The organism is Paenibacillus sanguinis 2301083 = DSM 16941 (genome assembly GCF_000374825.1).
GTDB lineage: Bacteria > Bacillota > Bacilli > Paenibacillales > Paenibacillaceae > Fontibacillus > Fontibacillus sanguinis.
On the sequence record NZ_KB895389.1, the window covers coordinates 55920 to 79083 of the forward strand.

The 23164-nt window shown below is 49.2% G+C and carries 20 protein-coding genes; 12 read left to right on the plus strand and 8 right to left on the minus strand.

The window, feature by feature from the left end; genetic code table 11:
- The first annotated feature begins 51 nt into the window (after positions 1-51).
- From C557_RS0118430 to yfcE, 4 genes are all read left to right on the plus strand, one after another.
- Complete coding sequence (locus C557_RS0118430) at positions 52-1137, plus strand: AI-2E family transporter (RefSeq protein ID WP_018753362.1); 1086 nt, start codon at positions 52-54, stop codon at positions 1135-1137.
- A 65-nt stretch (positions 1138-1202) separates the two neighbouring features.
- Entirely contained in the window at positions 1203-1751 is a 549-nt protein-coding gene (locus tag C557_RS0118435; RefSeq protein ID WP_018753363.1) for a CueP family metal-binding protein, read from the plus strand.
- 107 nt (positions 1752-1858) lie between these two features.
- Positions 1859-2932, plus strand: coding sequence for an FAD:protein FMN transferase (locus C557_RS0118440; RefSeq protein WP_018753364.1), 1074 nt, complete (start codon positions 1859-1861; stop codon positions 2930-2932).
- A gap of 108 nt (positions 2933-3040) precedes the next feature.
- Positions 3041-3592, plus strand: a complete 552-nt coding sequence (gene yfcE, locus C557_RS0118445) for a phosphodiesterase (protein WP_018753365.1) — start codon at positions 3041-3043, stop codon at positions 3590-3592.
- Between the two features lie 12 nt (positions 3593-3604).
- Here yfcE and C557_RS23765 read toward each other — a convergent pair whose 3' ends face one another.
- From C557_RS23765 to C557_RS0118460, 3 genes are read right to left on the minus strand one after another with little or no spacing between them, the layout of a single operon-like run.
- Entirely contained in the window at positions 3605-4714 is a 1110-nt protein-coding gene (locus C557_RS23765) for a GerAB/ArcD/ProY family transporter (RefSeq protein ID WP_018753366.1), read from the minus strand.
- Between the two features lie 17 nt (positions 4715-4731).
- A complete protein-coding gene (locus C557_RS23770; RefSeq protein WP_018753367.1) occupies positions 4732-5889 on the minus strand; it encodes a Ger(x)C family spore germination protein in 1158 nt (385 codons plus the stop codon).
- Complete coding sequence (locus C557_RS0118460) at positions 5886-7325, minus strand: spore germination protein (RefSeq protein ID WP_018753368.1); 1440 nt, start codon at positions 7323-7325, stop codon at positions 5886-5888. The genes C557_RS23770 and C557_RS0118460 overlap by 4 nt, the downstream gene beginning before the upstream one ends.
- Before the next feature lie 125 nt (positions 7326-7450).
- Between C557_RS0118460 and C557_RS0118465 the strand changes: the two genes are divergently transcribed.
- From C557_RS0118465 to C557_RS0118490, 6 genes are all read left to right on the plus strand, one after another.
- Positions 7451-8938, plus strand: a complete 1488-nt coding sequence (locus C557_RS0118465) for a spore germination protein (RefSeq protein WP_040677303.1) — start codon at positions 7451-7453, stop codon at positions 8936-8938.
- A 13-nt stretch (positions 8939-8951) separates the two neighbouring features.
- Positions 8952-10109, plus strand: coding sequence for a Ger(x)C family spore germination protein (locus C557_RS0118470; protein WP_018753370.1), 1158 nt, complete (start codon positions 8952-8954; stop codon positions 10107-10109).
- Complete coding sequence (locus tag C557_RS0118475; protein WP_018753371.1) at positions 10109-10318, plus strand: hypothetical protein; 210 nt, start codon at positions 10109-10111, stop codon at positions 10316-10318. Before C557_RS0118470 ends, C557_RS0118475 begins: the two co-directional genes overlap by 1 nt.
- Positions 10319-10336: 18 nt before the next feature.
- A complete protein-coding gene (locus C557_RS0118480) occupies positions 10337-11440 on the plus strand; it encodes a GerAB/ArcD/ProY family transporter (protein WP_018753372.1) in 1104 nt (367 codons plus the stop codon).
- A gap of 36 nt (positions 11441-11476) precedes the next feature.
- Positions 11477-12208, plus strand: coding sequence for an HAD family hydrolase (locus tag C557_RS0118485; protein WP_018753373.1), 732 nt, complete (start codon positions 11477-11479; stop codon positions 12206-12208).
- Between the two features lie 188 nt (positions 12209-12396).
- Positions 12397-15195 (plus strand): endo-beta-N-acetylglucosaminidase, encoded by a 2799-nt coding sequence (locus C557_RS0118490; RefSeq protein ID WP_026263566.1) that lies wholly within the window; start codon positions 12397-12399, stop codon positions 15193-15195.
- A gap of 38 nt (positions 15196-15233) precedes the next feature.
- Here the strand turns inward: C557_RS0118490 and C557_RS0118495 are convergent, their stop codons facing one another.
- From C557_RS0118495 to C557_RS0118515, 5 genes are read right to left on the minus strand one after another with little or no spacing between them, the layout of a single operon-like run.
- Positions 15234-16343 (minus strand): YheC/YheD family endospore coat-associated protein, encoded by a 1110-nt coding sequence (locus tag C557_RS0118495; protein WP_018753375.1) that lies wholly within the window; start codon positions 16341-16343, stop codon positions 15234-15236.
- A 55-nt stretch (positions 16344-16398) separates the two neighbouring features.
- A complete protein-coding gene (locus C557_RS0118500) occupies positions 16399-17523 on the minus strand; it encodes a YheC/YheD family endospore coat-associated protein (RefSeq protein WP_018753376.1) in 1125 nt (374 codons plus the stop codon).
- Entirely contained in the window at positions 17520-18896 is a 1377-nt protein-coding gene (locus tag C557_RS0118505) for a YheC/YheD family endospore coat-associated protein (protein ID WP_018753377.1), read from the minus strand. Before C557_RS0118505 ends, C557_RS0118500 begins: the two co-directional genes overlap by 4 nt.
- A gap of 23 nt (positions 18897-18919) precedes the next feature.
- Positions 18920-20032 (minus strand): YheC/YheD family endospore coat-associated protein, encoded by a 1113-nt coding sequence (locus C557_RS0118510; protein ID WP_018753378.1) that lies wholly within the window; start codon positions 20030-20032, stop codon positions 18920-18922.
- A 13-nt stretch (positions 20033-20045) separates the two neighbouring features.
- Entirely contained in the window at positions 20046-21413 is a 1368-nt protein-coding gene (locus C557_RS0118515) for a YheC/YheD family endospore coat-associated protein (RefSeq protein WP_018753379.1), read from the minus strand.
- 186 nt (positions 21414-21599) lie between these two features.
- Here C557_RS0118515 and C557_RS0118520 point away from each other — a divergent pair, with 186 nt between their 5' ends.
- Positions 21600-22763, plus strand: coding sequence for a DUF445 domain-containing protein (locus tag C557_RS0118520; RefSeq protein WP_018753380.1), 1164 nt, complete (start codon positions 21600-21602; stop codon positions 22761-22763).
- 36 nt (positions 22764-22799) lie between these two features.
- The gene (locus tag C557_RS0118525) at positions 22800-23144 is read left to right on the plus strand and encodes a YlbF/YmcA family competence regulator (protein ID WP_018753381.1); all 345 of its coding nucleotides are present in this window, start codon (positions 22800-22802) and stop codon (positions 23142-23144) included.
- Positions 23145-23164: the final 20 nt, after the last annotated feature.

Here is a 23164-nt window from a genome sequence, read left to right on the forward strand (position 1 = left end):
ATAGTATAATGAGATCGACAAGCTTGGCATATTTTATAAAGATAGGTGTGGATGATTATTAAACTCTTGGAGAGATGGACCCGTGCTGCTAAATTTATTTTGTTCTTGTTAGCTATTGTGTATGTGTTTTCCTTGGTAAAACCCTTTTTTCTGCCTGTAAGTGCTGTGATTGGGGCGATATCTATCCCTATTCTGCTCGCCGGGTTCTTCTATTACCTGCTGCGTCCTGTAGTGAGTTACATGGAAGCGCGCAACATCAAGCGCACCTGGGCGATTCTTATCCTTTATGTGGCACTCGTTGTTATCACGATCGGATTTATTTCCGGAGTATGGCCGATGCTGCAGGATCAGCTCATAAATTTGGTACAGAATATTCCTCAATTGATTCAAATGCTTGATGTTCAGCTCAACAAGCTGGGAGATATCCCTTTCTTGGCTTCTATTATCCCGGCTGATTCTGACTTGGCATCATACTTTACAGAGTATCTCAGCAAGGCGATTTCGTTCTTGAGCAATTACATTTCGGGATTTGTGTCCTTTATATCCCAGTTTGCGATTATTTTGTTCACCTTCCCTATTTTATTGTATTACATGCTGAAGGAAGGCCACAAATTCAAGCGGAGTCTTGCGAAGCTATCTCCCAAGCGCTATCGGAGGGAGATGCTTCGTGCGGCTGTAGAAATGGATAAGGCTTTGAACGATTATATTATCGGTCGGGTTATCGTCAATGTGGCTTTGGGCATCCTCATGTTCCTGGGCTTTCTGATCATCGGCCTTCCGTATGCGCTTTTGCTGACAACAGTAGCGATCATTCTGAACTTTATCCCTTTGTTCGGGGCGGTTATTTCTTCGATTCCGATTGTGATTATTGGCTTGATTGAATCCCCAACTACTGGTATATGGGCATTGGTTATTATTCTGGTAGCCCAGCAAATTCAGGATAATATAATTTCTCCTTACGTGTTTGGCAAAAAGCTGGATATTCATCCGGTGACCACGATTTTGCTGGTATTGGGCAGCGGTAATTGGTTCGGCATCATCGGCATGATTGTAGTTATTCCGGTGTACATGCTAATCAAAATAGCCTGGCGTCGCATCTACAATCTGTTCTTCAGATCTCAGTGGGAGACATTGTAGTATAGGGTCAGTTTTCTGCAGGTCCTGGGATGATTTCTTTCTATAAGAAAGGGTGCCACCATAAAATGAAGAATAAAATGACGCTACTAGGAGTCGGGGGCGTTGTAATTGCTGCCATCGTTGGATTTTTATTATTGAATGGACCTGAGGAGAAACAGGCAGATCAGAATATGCCTGATAAGCCAAGCATTAAGCAACTGGTTCATGATTACAGTGTAGGAAATCTGACCGCAGAGTCGGCATCGATTACTCCGCGGGAGTTAATTGTGAACGGGGGGCGAGCTGACGAGAAGGTGTATACGCTGCCTCAGGAGGAATTTTTTGTATCTGTGGCTCCGTACATTGATCAAACCCATCCTTGTCAAATTCACAGTCTGACGGGTTGTCAGGGGGAGTTGACCGAGCAGGAATTTGAGGTTACGATTACGAACCTGGAGGGCAATACCGTTGTTGATCAGGTGATGAAGTCAGAAGCTAACGGATTTATCGACCTTTGGCTGCCGCGCGATCAAACCTACCGTATGACCATTGAATACGAGGGAAAGCAGGCCGAGTCGGAAATTTCCACGTTTGATACGGATAATACGTGTGTAACTACTTTGTCTTTAAGTTAAACTCTGGTGATTAACTTACTGGACTACTAGGGGACAATGGGGATACAATACATCGTATTGACGACAAGACACCACAGAAGCGTGGAATTACTGAACGAGGTGAAAGAATGTCATTAACACGATATTTGCGGAGAGGTGCGGTCGCCCTGGCATTGATGGCTATGGTTGCCGTCATGCTATCCGGCTGCGGAAAAAATGCAAGCAAGCAAGAGCCGGCAGCGGAGCCGGTATCCAGACAGTATTACATTTTTGACACGGTTGTGAGTGTCAAATTGTATGAGGATGCCAAGGGGGAAGAGCATCTCAATCATATTGATGAAATGTTAAATGAGTTGAATGAGGAGTTAAGCCGTACCCTTGAGACCAGCCAGCTATATAAAGTGAATCAGGAGGCTGGCAAGCAGGCGGTGAAGGTATCAGCCCATACCTTAGAGGTGGTGAAGCGAGCGATCGCCTATGCCGAGGAAGCGAACGGGTTGTTTGATCCTACCGTTGGGGGGCTGGTGGATCTGTGGGATATCGGGCATGAAGGAGCACATGTTCCGGCCCAGGAGGATTTGCAGCGTGAACTGGCACTGGTCAATTACAAGGATATTGTGGTGGATGAGGCTCAAAGTACAGTTTACCTCAAGCGCCCTGGCACCATTCTCGATCTTGGAGCAATTGGCAAGGGCTATGCGGCTGATGAAATAGCTGCTTATCTGCGTGAAGAAGGCGTGAAGAGTGCATTAATCGATTTAGGAGGAAGCTCTATTATTGCCATGGGTGCCAAGCCTAATGGAGAGAGCTGGAATATTGGCCTTCAGGATCCCGATAGCTCCCGTGGTATTTCCGTAGGAACGATCCGTTTGAATGATCAGATTATCACGACTTCGGGCGTATATGAACGTTATTTTGTGGAAGATGGAGTAATGTATCATCATATTCTGGACCCGCGGACCGGAGCGCCTGCTCAAAATGAGCTGAAGAGTGTGACGATTCTGACAGATTCCGCTACGGCGGGGGACGCCTTGTCTACATACGTATATGTGCTGGGGCTTGAGGAAGGGCTTAAATATATGGAAGCCCGCGAGGATGGCTCTGAAGCTATTTTTATTACGAAGGATGATCATATTTACACTACCTCAGGCTTGAAGGAGCTGTTCAAGATATCGAGCGAAGGGTATACACTCGTAAAGTAAGCTGTACATGATGGAAAGACGTTCCGGGAAGAAGGGGCGTCTTTTTACTGAGTGTCTCGAGGTATGGTGAACAAGTTAAATACTTAAATGATGAGGAGAGAGCTGAACATGAAAATAATGTTTATATCCGATATTCACGGGTCTGCAACCTGGCTGGAGCGGGTGCTGGAGAAGGCGAAAGAAGAGCAGCCGGATCAACTGGTAATGCTGGGCGATTTCTTGTACCATGGTCCCAGAAATCCGTTGCCTGAGGGCTATGATCCGAAACGGGTGGCCGAAATATTGAATCTGCATAAGCAGGATATTGTGGCCGTTCGGGGAAATTGCGATGCCGAGGTAGACCAAATGTTGCTGGAATTCCCGATGATGACGGATTATGCCATGCTGTATGTTGACGGTATGCGTATTTATGTGACGCATGGGCATGGCTTTCATATGGAACAACTCCCGCCGCTAAGGGAAAATGACATTTTTATTCAGGGACATACTCATATACCGGTAGCCAAATGCAATGAGCAAAGGATATACCTTCTTAATCCGGGATCAATAGCCTTGCCTAAAGAGAACCATCCCCATTCCTATGGAATTTTGGATCATGGTCATTTCCGTGTTAAAGATTTGGGCGGCAATACATTAAAGCAGATCGATTGCTCTAATTAACTTGAAACAGTTCTACCGCCGTGATAGTCGAAGGCTCTTGCCGTGACGAAGCAACCCAACCAGATAGACGGCGGTATAATAAACAGGAATGCATTCGACAATGATCCAGATGATCACCACTTCGAAGGAATAATAATGCTTCTGATACAATGACAGATGATTGGAATAATAGAAGGCTATGGATACAGCCGCTGCTGTTAATAGTACAATAGAGAGGCGTTGCCCTTTTTCTTTGGTGAAATAAGTAGCACATCGAGAGGCCACATAGATCAGAAAAGCACTGTGAATGAACATAGAGGTGGTCCAGATTCCAATGACCAAGGGAGCCACCTTGGATAGAATGCTATCCGGTTCCACACTGCGTACAATCTCGAGAAAAGGGTACTGGAACTGGCGAGCTAACTGAGGTCCAAAGTTCATTAAGACCATTAACCACCCGGTGATGACCAGCAAGCACAGAACGCTGGCAATGGCAAACAGGCTTCTTGAGGCATTCTTATCCAGCTTAAGATCGGGAACAATGAACAGGAATACCATCCATTCGGCGAACCAGGACAAGGAAGTCAAGCTATTCTCGAATAGTCCTGAGACGGGGAGCAGATGATGCTGAAGCGCGCTTAACATATGAAAATTTGCTTGCTGGCTAAATAAAAGCAACATAAGGGTGGTTGAGGTCAGTATAAGCACAAACAGACCGTCAGCCATATAGATAATATTCTTCACCCCACGCATAGCCGTATACATAATGATAGGCGCGATTGCTATCTGAATGAACCAAGGGGGGGTATCTCTTAAATAATTCGATCCGAAGAACAGCACAAAGCTCTGGATGTCATAAGAGGTGTAGTATACACACCAGGCTAGTAAAATAATGACAAACATGCTGTGCAGCCACTTGCCCATCAGTTTCTTGCCGAATTGAATCCAGGGTTGTTCAGGGTATCTGCTGCCGATATAAATCATCGCCCCCAATAATATCAAGTTTAATAAATACCCTCCCAGCACGCCTATCCACGCTTGGTAGGAACTGCTTGCCAGCAAGGCAGGTACCAGAAATACAGTAGACTGGGAATTGAAATATACAAACCCAAAACGAAATAGCTGCCAAGGTGTCGTGCGCATCTCTGTGCCTTCCTTTCTTATGAATCCTGAGTTTGCTTCCCGAAATCATTGATTTTAAAATCGGTAATAATCTTTATTGTTGTCCCTTCTTTATAGATTTTCTCCCAATCCTCACCATTGGCTTGCCAATAGGAAGGGTATTTCCATTCCAGCAATTCGCCTAGCCGCAGCACATCTGTGGAGGCGAGCTGCGTGGCCCGTAGCGCTCTTTCTACTTCGCTACCAATCCTCTCGTTAAGCCTTTCAATCAATACAGCACTGAGATGCACGGAATCCCGGTTTTTAATATCCCGGACTTTGCTTACGCTGGCTCTGCCCCTAATGTGAATAGTAAATACAGGGCGTCCGTCTTCAAGCTTTGCTTCATATCCGGATGTAGCTTGGGTGAAGAGGACACTGGCCCGGCTCTTCTCACCATCCCAGACGATAGAATAAATGGGATTTTGCAACCGTCCGTATGCCCAGGCCAAGGCCGTGCCTTCTTCAATCTTCAGGCTGCCTTTCATTTTCTCTTTATTGAATAGCGCAGCTCCCCTGATCCCTGCCCAATGCAACATTTTCTCTGGCTGTTCCTCAGAAGGAATGGGTTCAGAATATAAGTAAGTGAGTGGAAAACCAAAGCCGGCAGCATTAGAGATGAGGCAGTCTTTGGCTGTAGTGTTCATCATATGTCTCTCCGAGGCGAAGCTTGTGAGTACTTGCGTTGGCGCTTGCTCATAAACGGGGGTTAACTGAGCAATATCGCTGATATTGTCGGCGATTAACATAAAGGCTCCCATAGAAACGGATGATTCCCGTTTAATCCACTCCAGCAAGTCAGTAATGCCTAAGGAAGCGAACTTTTTACCTATCACAATAACGCGGATCTCCGACAGATTCAGTCTTCGGGTCATGTCCTCCTGAATTTTCTGCAAGGCGTCAGGAATCGTATCTGCCGTTTTGCTGGTCAAGGCGTAAGGCTTGTCGCTAGGGGTGTTACCTCCGCTTTGCTGTCCATTGTTAAGATGATTGGGCAGGGGGGTGCTAATAGAGACTTTTAACGTTCCGGGCTGATCCCCCACATCGATGAAAATACCGTACACAAACACCCATTCATCCAGCTCAATTTTGGACCAGCATCCTGTGCAGGAAACAAGTAGCGACAGGATGAGGCTGCATCGCAACCATTTTGTCATTTTCCGGCTCCTTTAGGATTGCGTTTTGGATTAAAGGGAAGGTTCTCCGTAGCTCTTGTCGGAAACGGAAAACGAAAGAAGGTGTCCTTCCACTCGGAAATAATCAACGGTGCCAGCGGCTCCATATATGGCGTATTGAATGATTTGAGTGATACAACATGCGCATAAATAAGGAAAGTCCCGGCGAATACGCCGATCAGGCCCATCGTTCCCCCCAGAATCATTAAAGGAAACCGCAGAAGACGCAGCACTAGCCCCAATTGGATGTGGGGAATAATGAACGAAGCGATGCCTGTTATCGAGACTACAATCACCATAGGGGCGGAGACGATGCCCGCTTGAACCGCCGCTTGACCAATGACAATCCCGCCGATGATGGACACAGTTTGTCCAACAGGCTTAGGAATACGGGTACCGGCCTCTCTCAGCGCCTCGAAGGTCAGTTCCATCACAAACGCCTCGGCTAAGGCCGAGAATGGGATATTTTCACGAGCCGAAGCGATGGTGATCAGCAGGTTCGATGGAATGATTTGTGGATGAAACGTCGTGATGGCGATATACAGAGAAGGCATGAGCAAGGCGATCAGGGCAAAGGAAAATCGCACGAGACGAATCCAACTTGCTGCATAATAATTTTGATAATAGTCCTCAGATGATTGTAGCAAGGAGATCATGCTCATGGGAGCCATCATGACACTGGGTGTGCCCTCCACCATAATGGCGATGCGTCCTTCAAGCAAGGAAGCAGCAACGGCGTCAGGCCGTTCTGTGAATTGGAACAAGGGAAACAACGTAAAGCTGGTATTCAGGCTTTCACTTAAATAGCTGGCACCAAATACCCCCTTGGCGGAGATGGAGGCCAGCTTGCGCTCCGTTTGCTCAATAAGATCCTGAGAAGCCAGACCTTCAACATAAACAATACAGGTGATGGACTTGGTATATTCCCCGATGACCAGCTGTCGAACTTTCAAGTCAGGATGCTTGAGCTTGTGGCGCAACAATGCCAAGTTGGTCCCGATGTTCTCGATGAATGCCTCCTGTGGTCCTATAATCACCACTTCACTTTGCGACTCTGTAACGGCTCTCTTCTGATATTGCGTTGCTTCCTCAAAGCAATAGAAGGCAGGATTTCCCTCAATGAAGAGTACCGGCTTGCCAAATACGACGTGATCAGCCGCTTCAGTATGAGACAGGGTCTCGGTATAAGGCAAAGAAAATGCGGTTCCAGCCGCAAGCCTGGCGGCAAAGTCATCCCAATCCTTTCCCGCTTCGGCTTGCAGTGGTGAGAGTATATATTCATGAATCGCAATGCTGTCAGTAATCGTGGGGATATATATGAGAACTCCGGGGTGCCCCAGAATTTGTATCGGCTTATGGATGATATCTGCACTGTGTGATAACACATCAATTAGGGCTTCAAGGGGTTGGTTATTCATATTCTCCTCCTTAAGATAGATTTCAAGATGCACCCTTAGGATGTGGAAAAGTACAGAAAATATGAGGTCATAACATGATTTTAACTATTTTGGACATAACATAAGCAGATGAATGAGAAGAAAGGATGAGAAAATTGTGGGATAAGGAAAGGCTTTATGAATCCGTAGAGCAGAATATAGCTTTGTTCAAGCGTATGTTTGCCGGCGATGATACGGTGAAGATTCGTCATTTCCGCCACCCATCCTTGTCCTCGTTATACGGCTGCGTTATTTATATCGATGGCATGGTAAGCCACGATACATTAAGCAATAACATCCTCAGACCCGTGCTTAGCTATCAACCCGTAGAAGACGACGACGGCCATTCTTTTATGGAAATTATCACGGATTGGCTTATAGACGCTGGCGATCTGCATTTCTCAGACGAAATGGATCATATCCTTAACTCGTTATTATACGGGGAGACTCTACTGCTGCTTGAAGGACAGGCCAAAGCGCTCATTATCGGGACCCAGGGCTGGCAATCCCGCAGCATCTCCGACCCTGGAACGGAGAAGGCTGTATTGGGACCACGGGAGTCATTCACCGAATCGCTGACCGTAAATCTGTCAATGGTTCGGCGGAGGGTAAACAGCGCTGACCTCAAATTCAAATTCATGGAGCTTGGCAAGACAACAAATACAAGAATTTGTCTTTGTTATGTGGAGAGTGTCGTATCGCCTAAAATCTTAAAGCAGCTTATCAAGCGGCTGGAAGGCCTGGATATTGAGGCGATTCTGGATTCCGGTCAACTTCAGGAAATGATTCGGGATACCCCTCTCTCTCTTTACGAAACCGTTGGGAATACAGAAAGACCGGATGCCGTGGCAGGTAAAATTTTGGAGGGCCGTATCGCCATCCTTGTAGACGGCAGCCCCTTTACGCTCACCATTCCGTTTCTATTCGTAGAATATTTCCAGGTTAGCGAGGACTATTACAGCAACTATTTCTTTGCTTCATTTAACCGAATTATTCGCTTCTTGGGTGAATTTCTGGCGATCAGCATCCCGGCGATCTATATTTCGCTGGTCACCTATAATCAGGAGATGATGCCTACAGCATTGCTGCTTAGCATTGCTGCTGCCAGACTAGCCGTACCGCTCCCTACGGTTGTCGAATGCTTTATGATGCTGATTGTGTTTGAGATTTTGCGAGAGGCGGGGACTAGAATACCTACTTCGATCGGGCAAGCGGTCAGTATCGTAGGCGCTCTCGTATTGGGACAAGCCGCTGTAGATGCCCGGGTAGTCAGTGCTCCCATGGTCATTGTGGTCGGCTTCACGGGGATTACGACCTTGCTGAATATTAAGATGAAGGCCGCTTCGATTTTTTCGCGATTTCTTTTGCTTTCGTTATCGTCATTTCTAGGAATTTATGGCTACTTATTCGGGATGATTGGCTTAATCATTCATCTAATGAGTCTACACAGCTTCGGGGTTCCCTATATGCTAACCGCAGGCTCGTTTAAGGAAGAGGATATCAGGGATACGGTATTCCGTATGCCCTGGTGGCAAACCAGCTTGAAGGCCCCCTTATCCCAAGCCAGGCAACGGATTAAAAAAGTCTCAAGATAGGCGGAAGAAGAATATGAAAAATTGGAATAAAATTCCTTTAAAATTCTTGTGCTTTGCCTTACTCTTATCGTCGACCGGTTGCTGGAATTATAGTGAAGTCGATAAATTATCCACTGTGGCTGGTATTGCCATCGATAAGGGAGACGATGATAAGATTGTGCTCACGGTGGAAATTGTGGATCCGATCGGTGGAAATGATAGCATGCATACCGGCTCGCAACTGATTACCCGAACCGGTTATACCGTCTTTGATATCGTGCGGCACATGATTACTGAATCGGGGACGAAATTGTATTGGGCCCATGCCAAATCACTGATCATGAGTGAAGAGATTGCCCGAAGTGGGGTGGCCAAGGTCATTGATTGGTATGTTCGGGACACGGAAACCCGGTCCGATATTCATGTTCTGATATCAGGGGAGAAGACAGCCAAGGAGATTTTGGACTCCAAGGAGAAAGTCAGAGACCCTTTATCCTATAAAATTGAAGAAATTTTAACCAATGAAAAAAATGTTTCGTCATCTCCCGTAATGGAATTGTGGGATTTCGTGGATACGATAAATACGCCGGGCATCAGCAGCATTTTGCCAGTGATATATCTCAAGGATAATAATGGAAAAGAAATGGCTTCTATCAATGGATTAGCCGTGTTCGACATGGATCGGATGCTAGGAAAAATGGATTATCTGCAAACCAAATTTGTTCTCCTGTTGCGAGATGAGCTACAGGGTGGAGTGATCGCCCTGGGAGGCTATGATCGATTCCCTGGAATATCCCTGGAAGTATTCAGTAATAAAACCAAGGTGAAGCCCGTCATTGTGGATGGAGAGGTGCAGCTTCAGGTGAAGACTCATACCGTTACTGCTGTGGATGAGGCAATGCAAACCGTAGATTTCTATACGAAAAAGGGACGGGCCAAGATCGAAAGTCTAGCTGCAGCGATGATGGAGGAAGAGATGCTCAAAGTCATTAAGTTCGTCCAGCAGAAATACAAGCAGGATGTATTCGGATTTGGCCGGATTATTCATGAGCGCATGCCTCAACAATGGAAGAGCCTGGAGCATGATTGGGACGAGAGATTTTCGCAACTCAAAGTCGCTGTAGAAGCCAAAGTGGACATTAAGAATACGGCTTCCTCTATTAAGCCGATTCTGATTGAGGAGGATGATTAATGGTCCTGTTTACGCTCTTGTCCTATGTGGTCATTGTTTTGGTGGATCAGGTTCAGAATTATAAAAATGGCAAGAAGAGAGATTTTTACGTGAGCTGTGCGATGTGTATGTTCTCATTTACGATAGCTATCCTGTTGGCAAGCGGTCTGGACCTGCCAAGTCCGGTGAAGCCAATCGAGCAATGGATTAGCCAGGTGTTTGGATCTTAGCATGGGGAGGGAAATGCATTGGATAAGGAAGTGATTAGCCATGGCGAAGCCAGAACAATCCTGATTTTATATATTATGGGTAGTACAATGATACTTGGGGCGGCTGGCGAAGCCAAGACGGATTCATGGATTTCCATCCTGCTTGCTATGGCTATTGCCGTACCGATCTATTGGGCATGGGCTCGGGTGCTGACCTTGTATCCGGGGCAAAATATGTTTGATATTGCTCTGCATGTATTAGGCAAATGGATTGGAAAAGCATTCATCCTGATCTACATTTGGTATGCCTTCCATTTAGGGGCTTTGGTATTGCGGAATTTTGGCGAGTTTATGGAAGCTGAGGCGATGCCGGAGACCCCGATGCTGGTGCCGATGTTATTTGTCACGGCCTTGGGGATTGGTGTTGTGCGAGCAGGAATTGAGACCATGGGAAGGAGCGGCCGAATGCTGCTCAACATGTGTCTGGTCACCATGCTGCTTGTATTTCTGCTAGTATTGGGCAAATTGCATTATTCCAACCTGCTCCCCATATTGGATCGAGGATGGCCTCGCGTCTGGAAAGGAGCCTTTTCGGCGTTTTCTTTCCCATTTGCTGAAGCGGTTATTTTTCTAGGGGCGATATCCTCGATTAAGGGCAAAAAAAACTTAACAGGCATCTTTCTGTATAGTTTGCTAATTGGTGGAGCGCTGATCTTGTTCATCACGCTCAGAAATATTATGGTCTTGGGTGTTTACACGATTGACAATGTATACTTTCCTTCCTATGCGGCAGTTGGCCGAATTAATGTTGGCAATTTTATTCAAAGAATTGAGGGTTCAGTATCTATCGTATTCGTCATCTGTGTCTTTATGAAGTTAAGTGTATGCCTGATGGCTGCGAGCAAGGGGATAGCCAAGCTATTTAGTCTGGACAGTTACCGTAGCGTCGTTATTCAGACAGGGCTGCTAACTGCTTATTTGGCTTATTTGCTTTACGATAACATTATGGAAATGCAGTATTGGACCACCTACATATACAGCATTTATGCAGTCCCGTTCGAGATTCTTCTGCCGCTGTCCCTGTTGTTGTTCGCTGAAATTAAGACCCGCCGGGACCAACGGAGCAAGCCCCAGCCTGACTAGTCTATGGGTTTACAAGCAGCGGAGGTTTAGCATATCATGGGGCTATATATCGAGATGGAAGGGAATGTGGAGATGGAGAAGAACGGTATCAAATTGACCAGGCCGGATGCGATCATTTTTGATATGGACGGCACCTTGTTTAAGACGGAGACCTTACTGATCCCTGTGTTTCATCAGGTATTTGCCCGGTTGCGCGAAGAGGGGTTATATAACGAGGAGACGCCTCCGGAGGAGCTGATCTTGAGCAGTCTGGGCATGCTGTTGCCGGACATTTGGAGAAGAGTGATTCCGAATCACGGGGAAGAGGTGCATCGCCGGGCAGATGAGCTGCTGCTGGAGCTGGAGCTGGAAGGGCTCAAGGGTCAGGTCACTGAATTATATGCCGGCGTGCCAGAGACCTTGGAGACACTTCACAGTAGAGGTGTAAGGCTGTTCGTTGCCAGCAATGGACTGGAGCATTATGTGAGAGGAGTGGCGGATACTCACCGGATTCTCCCGTTGTTTGAAGGGCTTTACAGTGCAGGCCAATATGAAACGAAGACGAAGGTGGAGCTGGTTCGGCTGCTGCTGGACCATCATGGCGTGTCGAAGGCCTGGATGGTTGGAGACCGTTCCTCTGATGTTGAGGCCGGTAAACAAAACGGGCAGGTTGTGATTGGCTGTGCTTATGCCGGGTTTGGAGATGGGCAGGAGTTGGCAGGAGCCGATATTCTGATTGAACGATTCGATGAATTGCTGCCCTTATTTGATGAAGCTGAAGAGCAATGACTTGAAACAAGCCGATTTTCCTGGCTTGTTTCTTTAGTTTATCCCTGATATCTTTATTTTCTCCTCTATTTGAAAGGGCTTCCATGGGATAGATTGGTATAGAAATCAATTACAGGGAGGTGTCTGGGGCAGGAAATATTCCCTGACAAGGGAATGGCAGCATACATGAATAGAGGAGTTGATGGGACATGCAGAAAAGAAGGAGAACGGCTTCAAAAATAACATCGATGATTTTGGCAGCGGGACTGCTCGTAGCCGTATTTCCGTCGGCCGCGCAGGCGGGAGATACTTGGCCGTTTGAAGGAGACAGCGCTCATGGAAGCAATCAGCCTAGCGTTCATGGCTACACGAGCGGTCAAATCCTTCGTTGGAGTCCGGAAACAGACCGTGACGGGGAATGGCTCCGGTCGCGCGTACCGTTGCAGCCTCGAATTAGTGCGTTTGCTCCAACACAAGCCAATCCCAACCTGAATCCGGATACACAAATGATTAATGTATCGGGCGATTATGGGAATGCCTTCATCGAAAATGCACCATACACCAATAAGTTTGCCCAATATCATTTTAATTTCTGGCAATACGTTGATTATTTCTCCTATTGGCATGGCACAGCAACGGCCTACACGCCACCCGAGTATTACGATGAACTGGCACAGAAGGATTGGCAGCAGAAATGGTTTGAATTCGGCATACTCAACATTCCTAATCCAACCTATACAGATGCAGCACATAAGAACGGTGTACTTTCTCTGGCAGGCATCTTCTTCTCTAACAATGACCGTGGTCAGCAAACCTACAAGCAAATGCTCGTTAAGGACGAGGACGGCAATTATCCGGTAGCTGAGAAGCTGATTGAAATGGCGGAATACTACGGATATGATGGTTACTTTGTGAACCAAGAGGAACAAGGCCCTAATGTGGCTGTAGCTGATATTCCCGATTACTTAGGGTTTATGAAGACATTGCAGCAGGGTGGTTTGTATGTGCAATGGTACGATTCCTTGAATACGGCTAACGGGGCCAACACGTTCGCCAGAACCTTCAATGATAACAATATCTCGTTTTTGTATGACAAAAATGATGGCAAGCAGGTATCCCAATCCTATTTCTTCGACTACGGCATGGGAAGCTCCCAAATTAATGGGGCCAAAAATTATCTGAACAATCTGAATCAAAATTATGGTACAAGCTTTAATATCTTTGATGTCGGCTTTGCCGGTCTTGAGGCTGGGCGGGACCGCTTCAAGAGTGTGCAGGGCTCGGCGCTGCGCAACAAGCTGGATAGCAACGGCCTGCTGCAGCTTAGCCTGGCTACATTAGGCGCAGACTTTGTGCATGCGGGGCTGGATGAGGATATGGGCTTGTCCTGGCCGGTGAAGCATCGTGCGGAGAATGATTACCAGTGGATGACGAAGGTGCGCGAGCAATTATGGTGGTCCGGTCCTAACGCCGATCCAACGAACACAGGCGTCTCGTCCACCAATACTGCCTCCGACGTTTATGCCGATAACCGCTATTGGCCGGGCATCGCCTCGGCGATTGCGGAGCGTTCGGTCATCGGAGAGTCAAATTTCTATACCAATTTTAATACCGGCCATGGTTTAAGCTACTTTGTGGATGGTCAAATCTCCAATGAAGCAGAGTGGTCCAACATGAGCTTGCAGGATGTTCCGGTGACCTGGCAGTGGTGGCAGGATACCGAAGGCAACAAGCTCGCCGTTGATTTTGATTATGGGCCTGAATACAACATCGGAACGACTACGCGGTTTGATTATGAGCAGATTGGCGCTTACCGGGGGGGCAGCTCTCTTGTAGTTAACGGACACTTAAATGCTCCCAATTTCTTGAGATTGTATAAGACGGCTCTGGACGTCAATGCTTCCTCCAAGCTCTCTATTACCTACAACAAGGTGACGCCTGATGATGATTCGACAATGAAGATTGGATTGATTTTTGCCGATCAGCCTGATGCCGTGGTGGAAATCCCCATAGAGGGCAGCGGTAGTCAAACGGACGGTTGGGTTCATGCAGAGTTGGATTTGAGCGCTTACGCGGGTCAAGCCATCGCAGCCTTTGGACTTGTATTTGACCCGGGTGCAGACGCCATCGCGAATTACCAGATGAATATCGGACAAATCCGCATCTATGACGGCTCGGCATTGACGCCATCGGCCCCGGCAGGAGCCCGGATTGCCGCAGCGTACCCGGATACCGAGGAAATGGTTGTTAGCTGGCAGATGGATACCAACTATGACAACGTGAAGCAATATAATGTATATGTTAACGACGTTTATGTTGGCGGCAAATATGATGAACTTTTCTATATTAAGCAATTGCCTGCCCGCGCTGGGGTAGTTAAGGTGGTTCCTGTAGGAGCTGATGGACGAGAGGGAACGGCTGCGGAAATTCCTTTCGATCTGAATGCTTCACCAACGGATATTCAGGTGGAATCCCGTGAGAATGGCGAACTGGAGGTGTCCTGGACTCCAGCTTCATCAGGCAGCACGGATATCACAGTGAGTGTAAAATCGCTGTACTGGATCACGACTCCTCAGCCAGTCTCCGAACAAGCAACGGCTCCGGCCGGAGAAGCTTCCGTCCTGTTCAATGGTATGCCGACAAATGGGGACGACTATGTGGTCACTTTATCGTCCGCAAGCGGGACACCTGTCTCGGTAAGTGGCAATTTCATCGATAAGGTGGTTGAGCCATATGCTGAAGCCTGGTCCTGGGATGGCAACAGGTTGAACCTGCCTATGCCGGAAACACGGGACTGGAGGTACTTATACGTGTACGAGGACGGAGTGCTAAGATCGTTCCCAACCACCTATAACGTTGGCAACCGAGATCGCATCATTCGCGGAAGAACAACGAAGGCTTCCTTAAGCTTTAATTCAACCGCGACTACCGTCTACGTGATCATGGAGGATTACGCCGGGAATCAATCCGAGCCGGTCTATCTAAAGGGTGAACAGCCAACACCTTAGTGGCTCTCTGAAGTACAAAGCAAAAAGCCGCTTTCTCCTTAAGAGGAGAGGGCGGCTTTTTGCTTATGCATCCATAACGCATACTCCAGCGGCTTGACGATGGCCCGGCGGTATACCTCCGGATCGCCTGATCGGTTGAATACTTCCCGTGCTGGCTTCGGATTCACCTCTAGTAAATAAATTTGGCCCTGCTTGTTGATGGCAAGGTCCAGCGCAAGCTCGCAGAGTGCGCCGAAGGTATTTTCCAGATCGGCTGCGATCTCCAGACTTAACTTCTCTGCACTGCGGCGGATTTCCTGGCGACGTTCCTCGCCATCAATCCATTGCGTGAGTAGCGTGTTCATGGCTACGGCATGCCCTCCACCGTGGAGGTTGGAGGTTACGCTGCGCGGGGGACCAACCCGGCCCGCGCAGCCCGTTACCTCCCACTTGCCTTGGCCGTTCTTTTGAACCAGCATACGGTAGTCGTGAACTCTGCCGCTGGGCAGCATAATCTGAATACCTTGCTGGGCAAGGAAGCGCCCTTGGTTTCCCTTCCACCCGAGCAGAAAGACGCCTAGCTGAGATTTATGAATTTTGCGGGGAGAGACAATCCGGCGGTTCTGCCGTCGCCCCTGAATCAGGAAGCGTTCCCGGTTCAGTTGCTCTACTCGCAAAATGCCGCGTCCTCCCGTGCCGTTAATCGGCTTTACATAGATGGTGGAGTGCTTCTTCAAGAGTCCAAATACATCGCTGCTGGTCTCAAACAGCACGGTATCCGGCAGATGAGGACGGAAGCGGGCTCGACGGGCCAAGGTTTGATAGATGGTCCACTTGTTGCGAAGCGGACGGTTAAGGAAATTTAAATGTCCATACTTGGCGCGAAACCTCAGCAGTTGATCGAACCGCTTGCTGCGTTGAATTCGGCAACGGTCAAAGATCATGTGCGGGAAGCTTCGCCAGCGTCGATACCATTTTTTTTGCTTGGGATCATACATGAGGGCCAATATCATTTTCTTCTGATCGGATACATCCATTGGAGTAAAGACAAAGATATCCAGACCAAGCTTCTGCCCCTCCGTAATCATCCTCTGATAGATATGCCGTTCCTCAAGCTGTTTCTTGTCATTGAGATACAAGGTCAAGATGCCCAGAACGGGTTGTGACAACAAGATCACCTTCTTTGCTGGGATGGGCCTTTACCTTCATTTACAGGTCACAGGCTCACGTTCTCACTTTCGGTTGGCGGGCCAAGAACTGGCTGTATTGAACGATGCGCTCCAATGATTTTTTGCGAATATGCGGCTCATCGAATTTCATTGGCTTGGCATTAGCTTCAAAGAACCACAACCGTCCATCCGTATCGACGCCAAGGTCCATAGACATTTCCCCAAGCAAAAATCCGGACTCCTTCTCGATTTGCTTGGCGATGAGGACCGCATTCGATTTGACGCGGCCGAGCAGAAATTGATTCATTTCAGAGCCGAAGACCGTAGTCAGCAATTTCTCTGGATCTTCAATACTACCTCCTTGTGGCACGTGGGTCGTAATGCGTTTGGGGCCGGCAAGCCGGGCCCCTGTTCCCGTCACCATCCAGACCCCCTTGCCTGTCTTCTGGACCAATACACGAAGATCGAAATGACGACCCTGGAAGGAGGCTAACTCAATGCCCTCTTGCATGATATAAGGCGTTCTGCCGGTTTCTGCCTTGATTCGTTTCCAGAGCAAGCGGAGCTTGGCGGTTTTGTATACGATATTTTTCCGTTTTTCCCCTTGAATGGTCAACCGATAAGGCTTGGGTTCGCCTTCGTCCAGCCGGACGAGCATAATTCCTTTGCCTGCTTTGCCGCTTTCCGGCTTCAGGTACAGGCTGCTATATTGCTGAAGCATGGCTGACAGCGTTTTGGGACCTAGCATTTTTCGGGTCCCGGGAACAAGTGATTTGGTCGTCTTGTTCTTCTTCAGCCACTCAAACAAGCGGCGCTTGTTGAAGAAGAACGGGTTGAACAGATGGATGGAATCGTGCCGGATGACTTCGTCAATCTTCCGGCGGACCTCTGGTCTTCTCTCATCCTCCCTAAGCGGAATCCGGTTGTAGACAACATCAGGCAAGGGAAGCCAATGCTTCCGCCATGACTTATCCTCGGGGTGGAACAAATAGCCCTGCACTCTCTTGGCACTGAGCTTCAGATCTTTGGCCGTCACGACATAAACGGGGCAATCCAACTCCTGACCAGTCTTGACGAGATCTCTGAAATTGGCACGATTTCCACGAAATTGCTTGGCCTCGTCATCCACCGTCAGCACGGCGACGATAGGCTTCTTCTCGCTCAGGAGCAGAGTGCTCATGAGCCATCCCTCCTCCGAAATTTGCTCAAATAGAGGCAATGTTCAAGAATATGTTCCACGGAGGCTTTGCCCTCTGCCCGCAAGGACGGATGCTTGAAGATCGAGCGGCCTGGCTTGGCATTGGCTTCAAACATCCAGATTCGCTCTTCCCGATCGATCCCGATATCGAAGCCAATTTCTCCGATTAAATGCTGCTGATGGGACTCGATGGACTCGGCCAGTGTAATGGCGATCGCCTTGGCATTACGAAGCACTTCGTCGGCACGGCTGCCGAAGGTTCGGCTTAGGGCCTGCTCCGGTGTCAGCAGGGACCCCCCGTTCTTCAGGTGCGTGGTTACACTGCCTTTGCCTGCCTTCTTCGCGCCGATTCCGACGACAGCCCACTGATTCCTGCCGTTCTTGTGCATATGGAAGCGGAAGTCGATCGGGCAGCCGTCAATCTCGATGAGCCGGATGCCTTGCTGGGCGACATATCCCCGCAGCGAGCGGCCATGGCGGGCTTGCAGCGTCCTCATCAGACTTGCGAAGGACGAGAAGCGGAGCAAGGCATTGCGCCCATTTTTTCGGTATCTGGCATAATATCCGCTCTTGGGAATATAGGATAAGCGGTAGATCCCATTGCCGAGACTTCCACTATTCGGCTTATAATAAATCAGCGAGTGCTGTTCCAGCATTTCCTTAATTTGCTCCGAGGAGGGACTCATAATGGACTCAGGCACATAACGGCCTACAGTGGGATCTTTCTCCAGCAGTCGGTAAATATCGGATTTATTAAAGAAGCTCCAATTGAAGAAAGGAATTCTCCGCCTTACAAATCGTTCTCTTAATTGGTTAATCGGATTGGTCGTTTCGGCCCGGCGGCTGGGCAATCGATTATATACCACATCAGGAAGCGGCACACGCTTGCGGATGAAACGCCCGGATTCATTCAGGAAGTAGCCGTTCACCGTTTCGTCCTCCCAGTTGATATCCCTTGGGGTGAAGGCAAAGATGTACGAGATGCGGCTGCCTTGTCGGAGAAGCTGCTTAATGAAGCCGGTCCGTGAACCGAACGGATTCGTCTGCGACGAGGTAGGCCCGTCGGACAGAACGCCGATCAGCGGGCCGATCTGCACCTCTCCCTCTTGAAGACTGCGAAGGTATACGCCACCTGGCTTGGGAATTTTGATGCCCTTGCGTACTCCGTTAGCCAGATACAGGTGTTTTCCGGCTTTGTTGATGCGTTTGACAGCGGCGGGAACCCGTTCTCCCCCCAATCTGAGATGAACCGACTTCTTCCCCGACAGCTTGAGGTTCTTCATTAGAGCCCCTGACACGTAGACGACCCGTTCGGGAGCCTGCGTGAAATGGACGTTGCAAAAAGTCAAACTCATGGATTTTATCCTCCTAAACGTTTTCAGGGTTTGCTCAGCAGCAGGTGGCGGGCATAGAAAATGGGATTTTCCAGCGACTTTCTGGCGCTTTCCGGGTCACCGATATGGAAGAACGAGGATCGTCCGGGCTTGGAATTGACCTCCAGCACCCACACGCAGCCCTGGCGGTCGACACCAAAATCGAGGCCAAGTTCTGCCAGCCGGCCGAAACGGGTCTCCAGATACTCCGGTATCAAGAAGGACAGCTTGCGAATGGCGGTTACGGCGGCTTTGCCGTCTGTCTCGCCAAGCTCCCGAACCAGGAACGGCAAGGCCTGATGAGCGGTTCCCCCGCCATGCAGGTTCGAGGTGAGGGAGTGCTTTTGGCCTGCGCGCACAGCCATCCCTGTTAGACTCCATACCCCTGTGGCATTTTTCTGCATCAGCACCCTGACGTCAAACGGCTCGCCTCCAGCACTGTTCAATTGCAGGTAGGGCTGGATTAAGAAAGGGCGTTTGCCGATGAACCGGTCTACCCATTTCAAGCCTTCCTGCTGCGAAGAGAACCGTCGGCGGAATATTGAATTGCGCCCGCTGCGCCCGATAACCCTAAGTTCCCCGTCTGGATGCTGTAGTTTGGCGTACAAGGTTCGTTTTCCATGAGTGCCATTGCGGGGCTTCAGAAATACCTCGCCATCATGGGCTTGAAGCCATTCTCTTAGTTGAGCAGGCCCATCATAGATTTCGGTCTCCGGGAGATAAGGGACTGCTTTCGGGCATTGGCGAAGGGCCTGATAAACGGCCCATTTTCCTGCGAGTCCCCGGGTCAGACAAATGAACGGATGCTCGGCGGCGAGCCGGGAGAGCAGCTGATGCTTGCGTAATTGCTGCTTGCGGTCATGAATCAGACAGCGGTCATAAATAATATCAGGTCGTGGAAACCGCCTGCGAACCCAGGTTCCCCGCTGGGTAGTATAGCCTTGAATTCCCCCCGCATTGCCACCTGTTATCCAGGCTGGACAGAAGACATATACACATAGGCCTTGTCTTTCGCCGATGGTGCATAATTTTCGGCAGAAGGCAGACTCTGCGAACGGGAATGGGCCTCCGCTTTCGGATACGAGAATTCCAATGGTGCCTTGCGGATGGTTCTTCATGAAGGTTCCCTCCTTAGAAGCCTGCGAGGTAGCGGGTATATTCAATCACTTGCTTGACCGAAGGGCGAATTTTCCCTTCGCCCATCGGAGTATTATCGTTCTTGGATGGCTTGGAATTGACTTCCAGCAGCCATACCCGCCCGCTCATATCTACGGCCAAATCAATGCCGAATTCTCCGAAATGGGCAGGGATATGGGCGTCTACGCTTTGAGCAATATCCAGAGCGGCGTTTTTCAGCTTGGCCCCGACCTTGCTCTTGATTCCAGCAGGCAGCAGGCTGCGCGCAATAGCCTCCTTGACGGTACTCAAGCTACCGCCGCGTGCCAGGTTGGATACAAAGTGCTGACTCCCGGCGATCCGTGCTACGATGGAGGTTGTGTTCCACTTTCCAGATAAATTCTTCTGCACAAGCGCACGAAAATCCACCGGCCGGTGATCCACTTCGATGAGGTGAAGACCCTGCTGGATTTGATAACGGGTTGTTTTCATTTTGCCGGACAACGATTGAAACAGCTTTGTGAGGTTGGGATAAGTCTGTCGGCGCGTGCCTCCGACTTGAGCCGTCAGGGTTTGGTACGTACCTCCCTCAAGCCGGGAGATACGAATGATACCTTTGCCCAGGCTGCCCTTGATCGGCTTGAGAAAAATGATTGGATACTTGCCGCACATCATTTTCAGCATCGCGTAGTTCCGAAACAGGTGAGATTCCGGCAAATAGCGTTGAATGGAACCGTCCCGCTCAATGGCATCAAATACTTCATTCTTGTCGAGATACTTCTCATTGAAGAAATAGCTGCCATAGCGAGATTTTACTTCTTTCATAAAATGCTGTACGCTAGGTTTATTCTCCAGCTTCCGTGAATTCAGCCGGTTGTAGAATACATCTGCCGCTGGCAATTGAGTCTGCTTCCATCCGTTGCTGTAGACCCATCCCGTCACTTGGCCCGAGCTTTTGCCGATATGATTGGGGGTGAAGAAGTACACGTATACCCCTTGACGCGAGCAGGCATTGACGAGCTCCCGGCAAAACAGCGTCATCTGCCCGAAAGGCCGTTCCGGATTGCCCGCAAAGTCCTGGCTGAGCAGGATGCCCAGCAGCGGCCCAAGCTGAAGGGTCGAGGAATGGGGACGGTAGATCAGCCGCAGTGTGGATTTTGGCTGAATGCCCATTTTCTTTGCGAGACCCGAGCCAAGCCGGATTCCATCGGAACGGGATAATGGAACGACCCTGACACGGTGTCGGAATGATCCGAAGGTAAGCAGGAGCGGAAGATGAGCGGGAATTCTCCATTGCTTGATCAGAGTATCTCCAAGTACAAGAACGTCATCTTCAAGCAGGCCCGGACTCATGATCTGAATCGTTATTTTTCTGGAGGGCATGTAGTGGATCTCCTTCCAAGCTAAGCTGGGGTCCTGGATGCAAGTAAAGATCATCTGCGTAAAATGCATGTAATGTATCATATGAGGACATAGAATCCTTGGTGATTAACCTATGCCCGTTTTTGCCTTAGTCTGGGCGGGAGACGTCACAATTCTTCAGTGTACAAGACAGAAGGAGGAGGAAAGGTGCAGGACTGGCTATACATATTGGTGAGCATCCTGGTAGCGGCATTCGTCGGCGGGGTCACCAATCACTTCGCAATTAAGATGTTGTTCCATCCAAGGAATGCTGTACATATTGGCAAGCTTCATGTTCCGTTCACACCGGGCCTCATTCCCAAACGGCGTGATGATATCGCCCTCTCGCTGGGGAAGGTGGTGTCCGAATATCTGGTTACGGTCGAAGGATTGCAGGAGACGGTATTGCGGCCGGCGTTCCGTCAGCGGCTAGAGGATAAAGTACAGGGCTGGTTCGGGGAACTAAGCAATAGCGATTTAACCGTGAAGGAAGCGGCTTTGCGGATATGGAGTGAAGCTGAATTGGAGGCGCTGAAGATTAACCTGGCGAATGGCGCCAGACAAGCGGCTTTGCGAGGCTTCCAGTCCTGGTGGGAGCAGTCCGATGCCAAGAGCATTCCTCTTAAACAGCTGGTCCCCGGCTGGTCCGAAGAGAATCGCAAGGTCTGGAGTGCGGTCTTGGCAGGGGAACTGCTGCGGGTGGCAGAAGAAGAGCTTCTATCCGCCGGCGGACAGCGGATGCTGTCCAGACTGGCTTCCGGCATGATGGACAAAACCGGAGGGTTCCTCGGAACGATGGCTGCCATCTTTGTGGACGAGGAAAAGCTGGTGCAGAAAATAACACCCGCAGCTGTGCAAGCATTGCGCAGCAAGCAAACTCTGGACAAAACGGCGCAGGCGATCGAAGCCAGAATGCAGCAGTACGGGGAATTGCCGGCGGCGGAATTGCTGGGGGTCGTGACGGGCCAGGAAGCCGGGAAATGGCTGGAAGAGCATATCGGACAATGGCCGATTTACAATTGGATCACTCGGGTAGAGGAACTCAAGGTGAGCGCATTCGTTGAACCTTGGCGGGAGCAAGCGGCGGCCGGAATTCCCCGGCTGACCGAGCGGGTGTTAACCTTTGCTGCTAGCGTTATTCCCGCGGTGATCCAGGCGGTGGGATTACCTCAGCTTGTGGAGGAGCAGGTCAAGAAGTTTCCGGTCGAACGCCTTGAGGAAATTATTTTAGGCATTTCAGGGAAAGAATTTCGAGCAATCACGTGGTTGGGAGCGGTGCTGGGTGGCATCATAGGCTTGTTCCAGGCCATCTTTATGCTTTTGACTAACTAAGTTTTTGTTAACTAATCATTTAGAGGAGGAGATTATATGAATATTTACGACAAAGCACATGAATTGGCAGCGGCTCTGAAGGATAGCCGGGAGGTAACGGAGATTACGGCCGCCATGAAGCTGGTTGATGCGGACCCTGAAAGCAAGCAAATGCTGGACAATTTCCGTGCTCGTCAGACCGAGGTACAGCAGCGGATGATGTCCGGAGACATGCCTTCGCAAGAGGAAATGGAGCAGATGGAGAAGCTGTTTGAAGTGCTCAGCCTCAATCTCAATATCCGCCGATTGTTTGATGCCGAGCAGAAGCTTAGTGTCATTATTCAGGATGTTAACAAAATTATAACCGATAGCTTGCAGCATTTGTATGGAGGGGAAGCTTAAAAAAACAAGCCGAACCAACA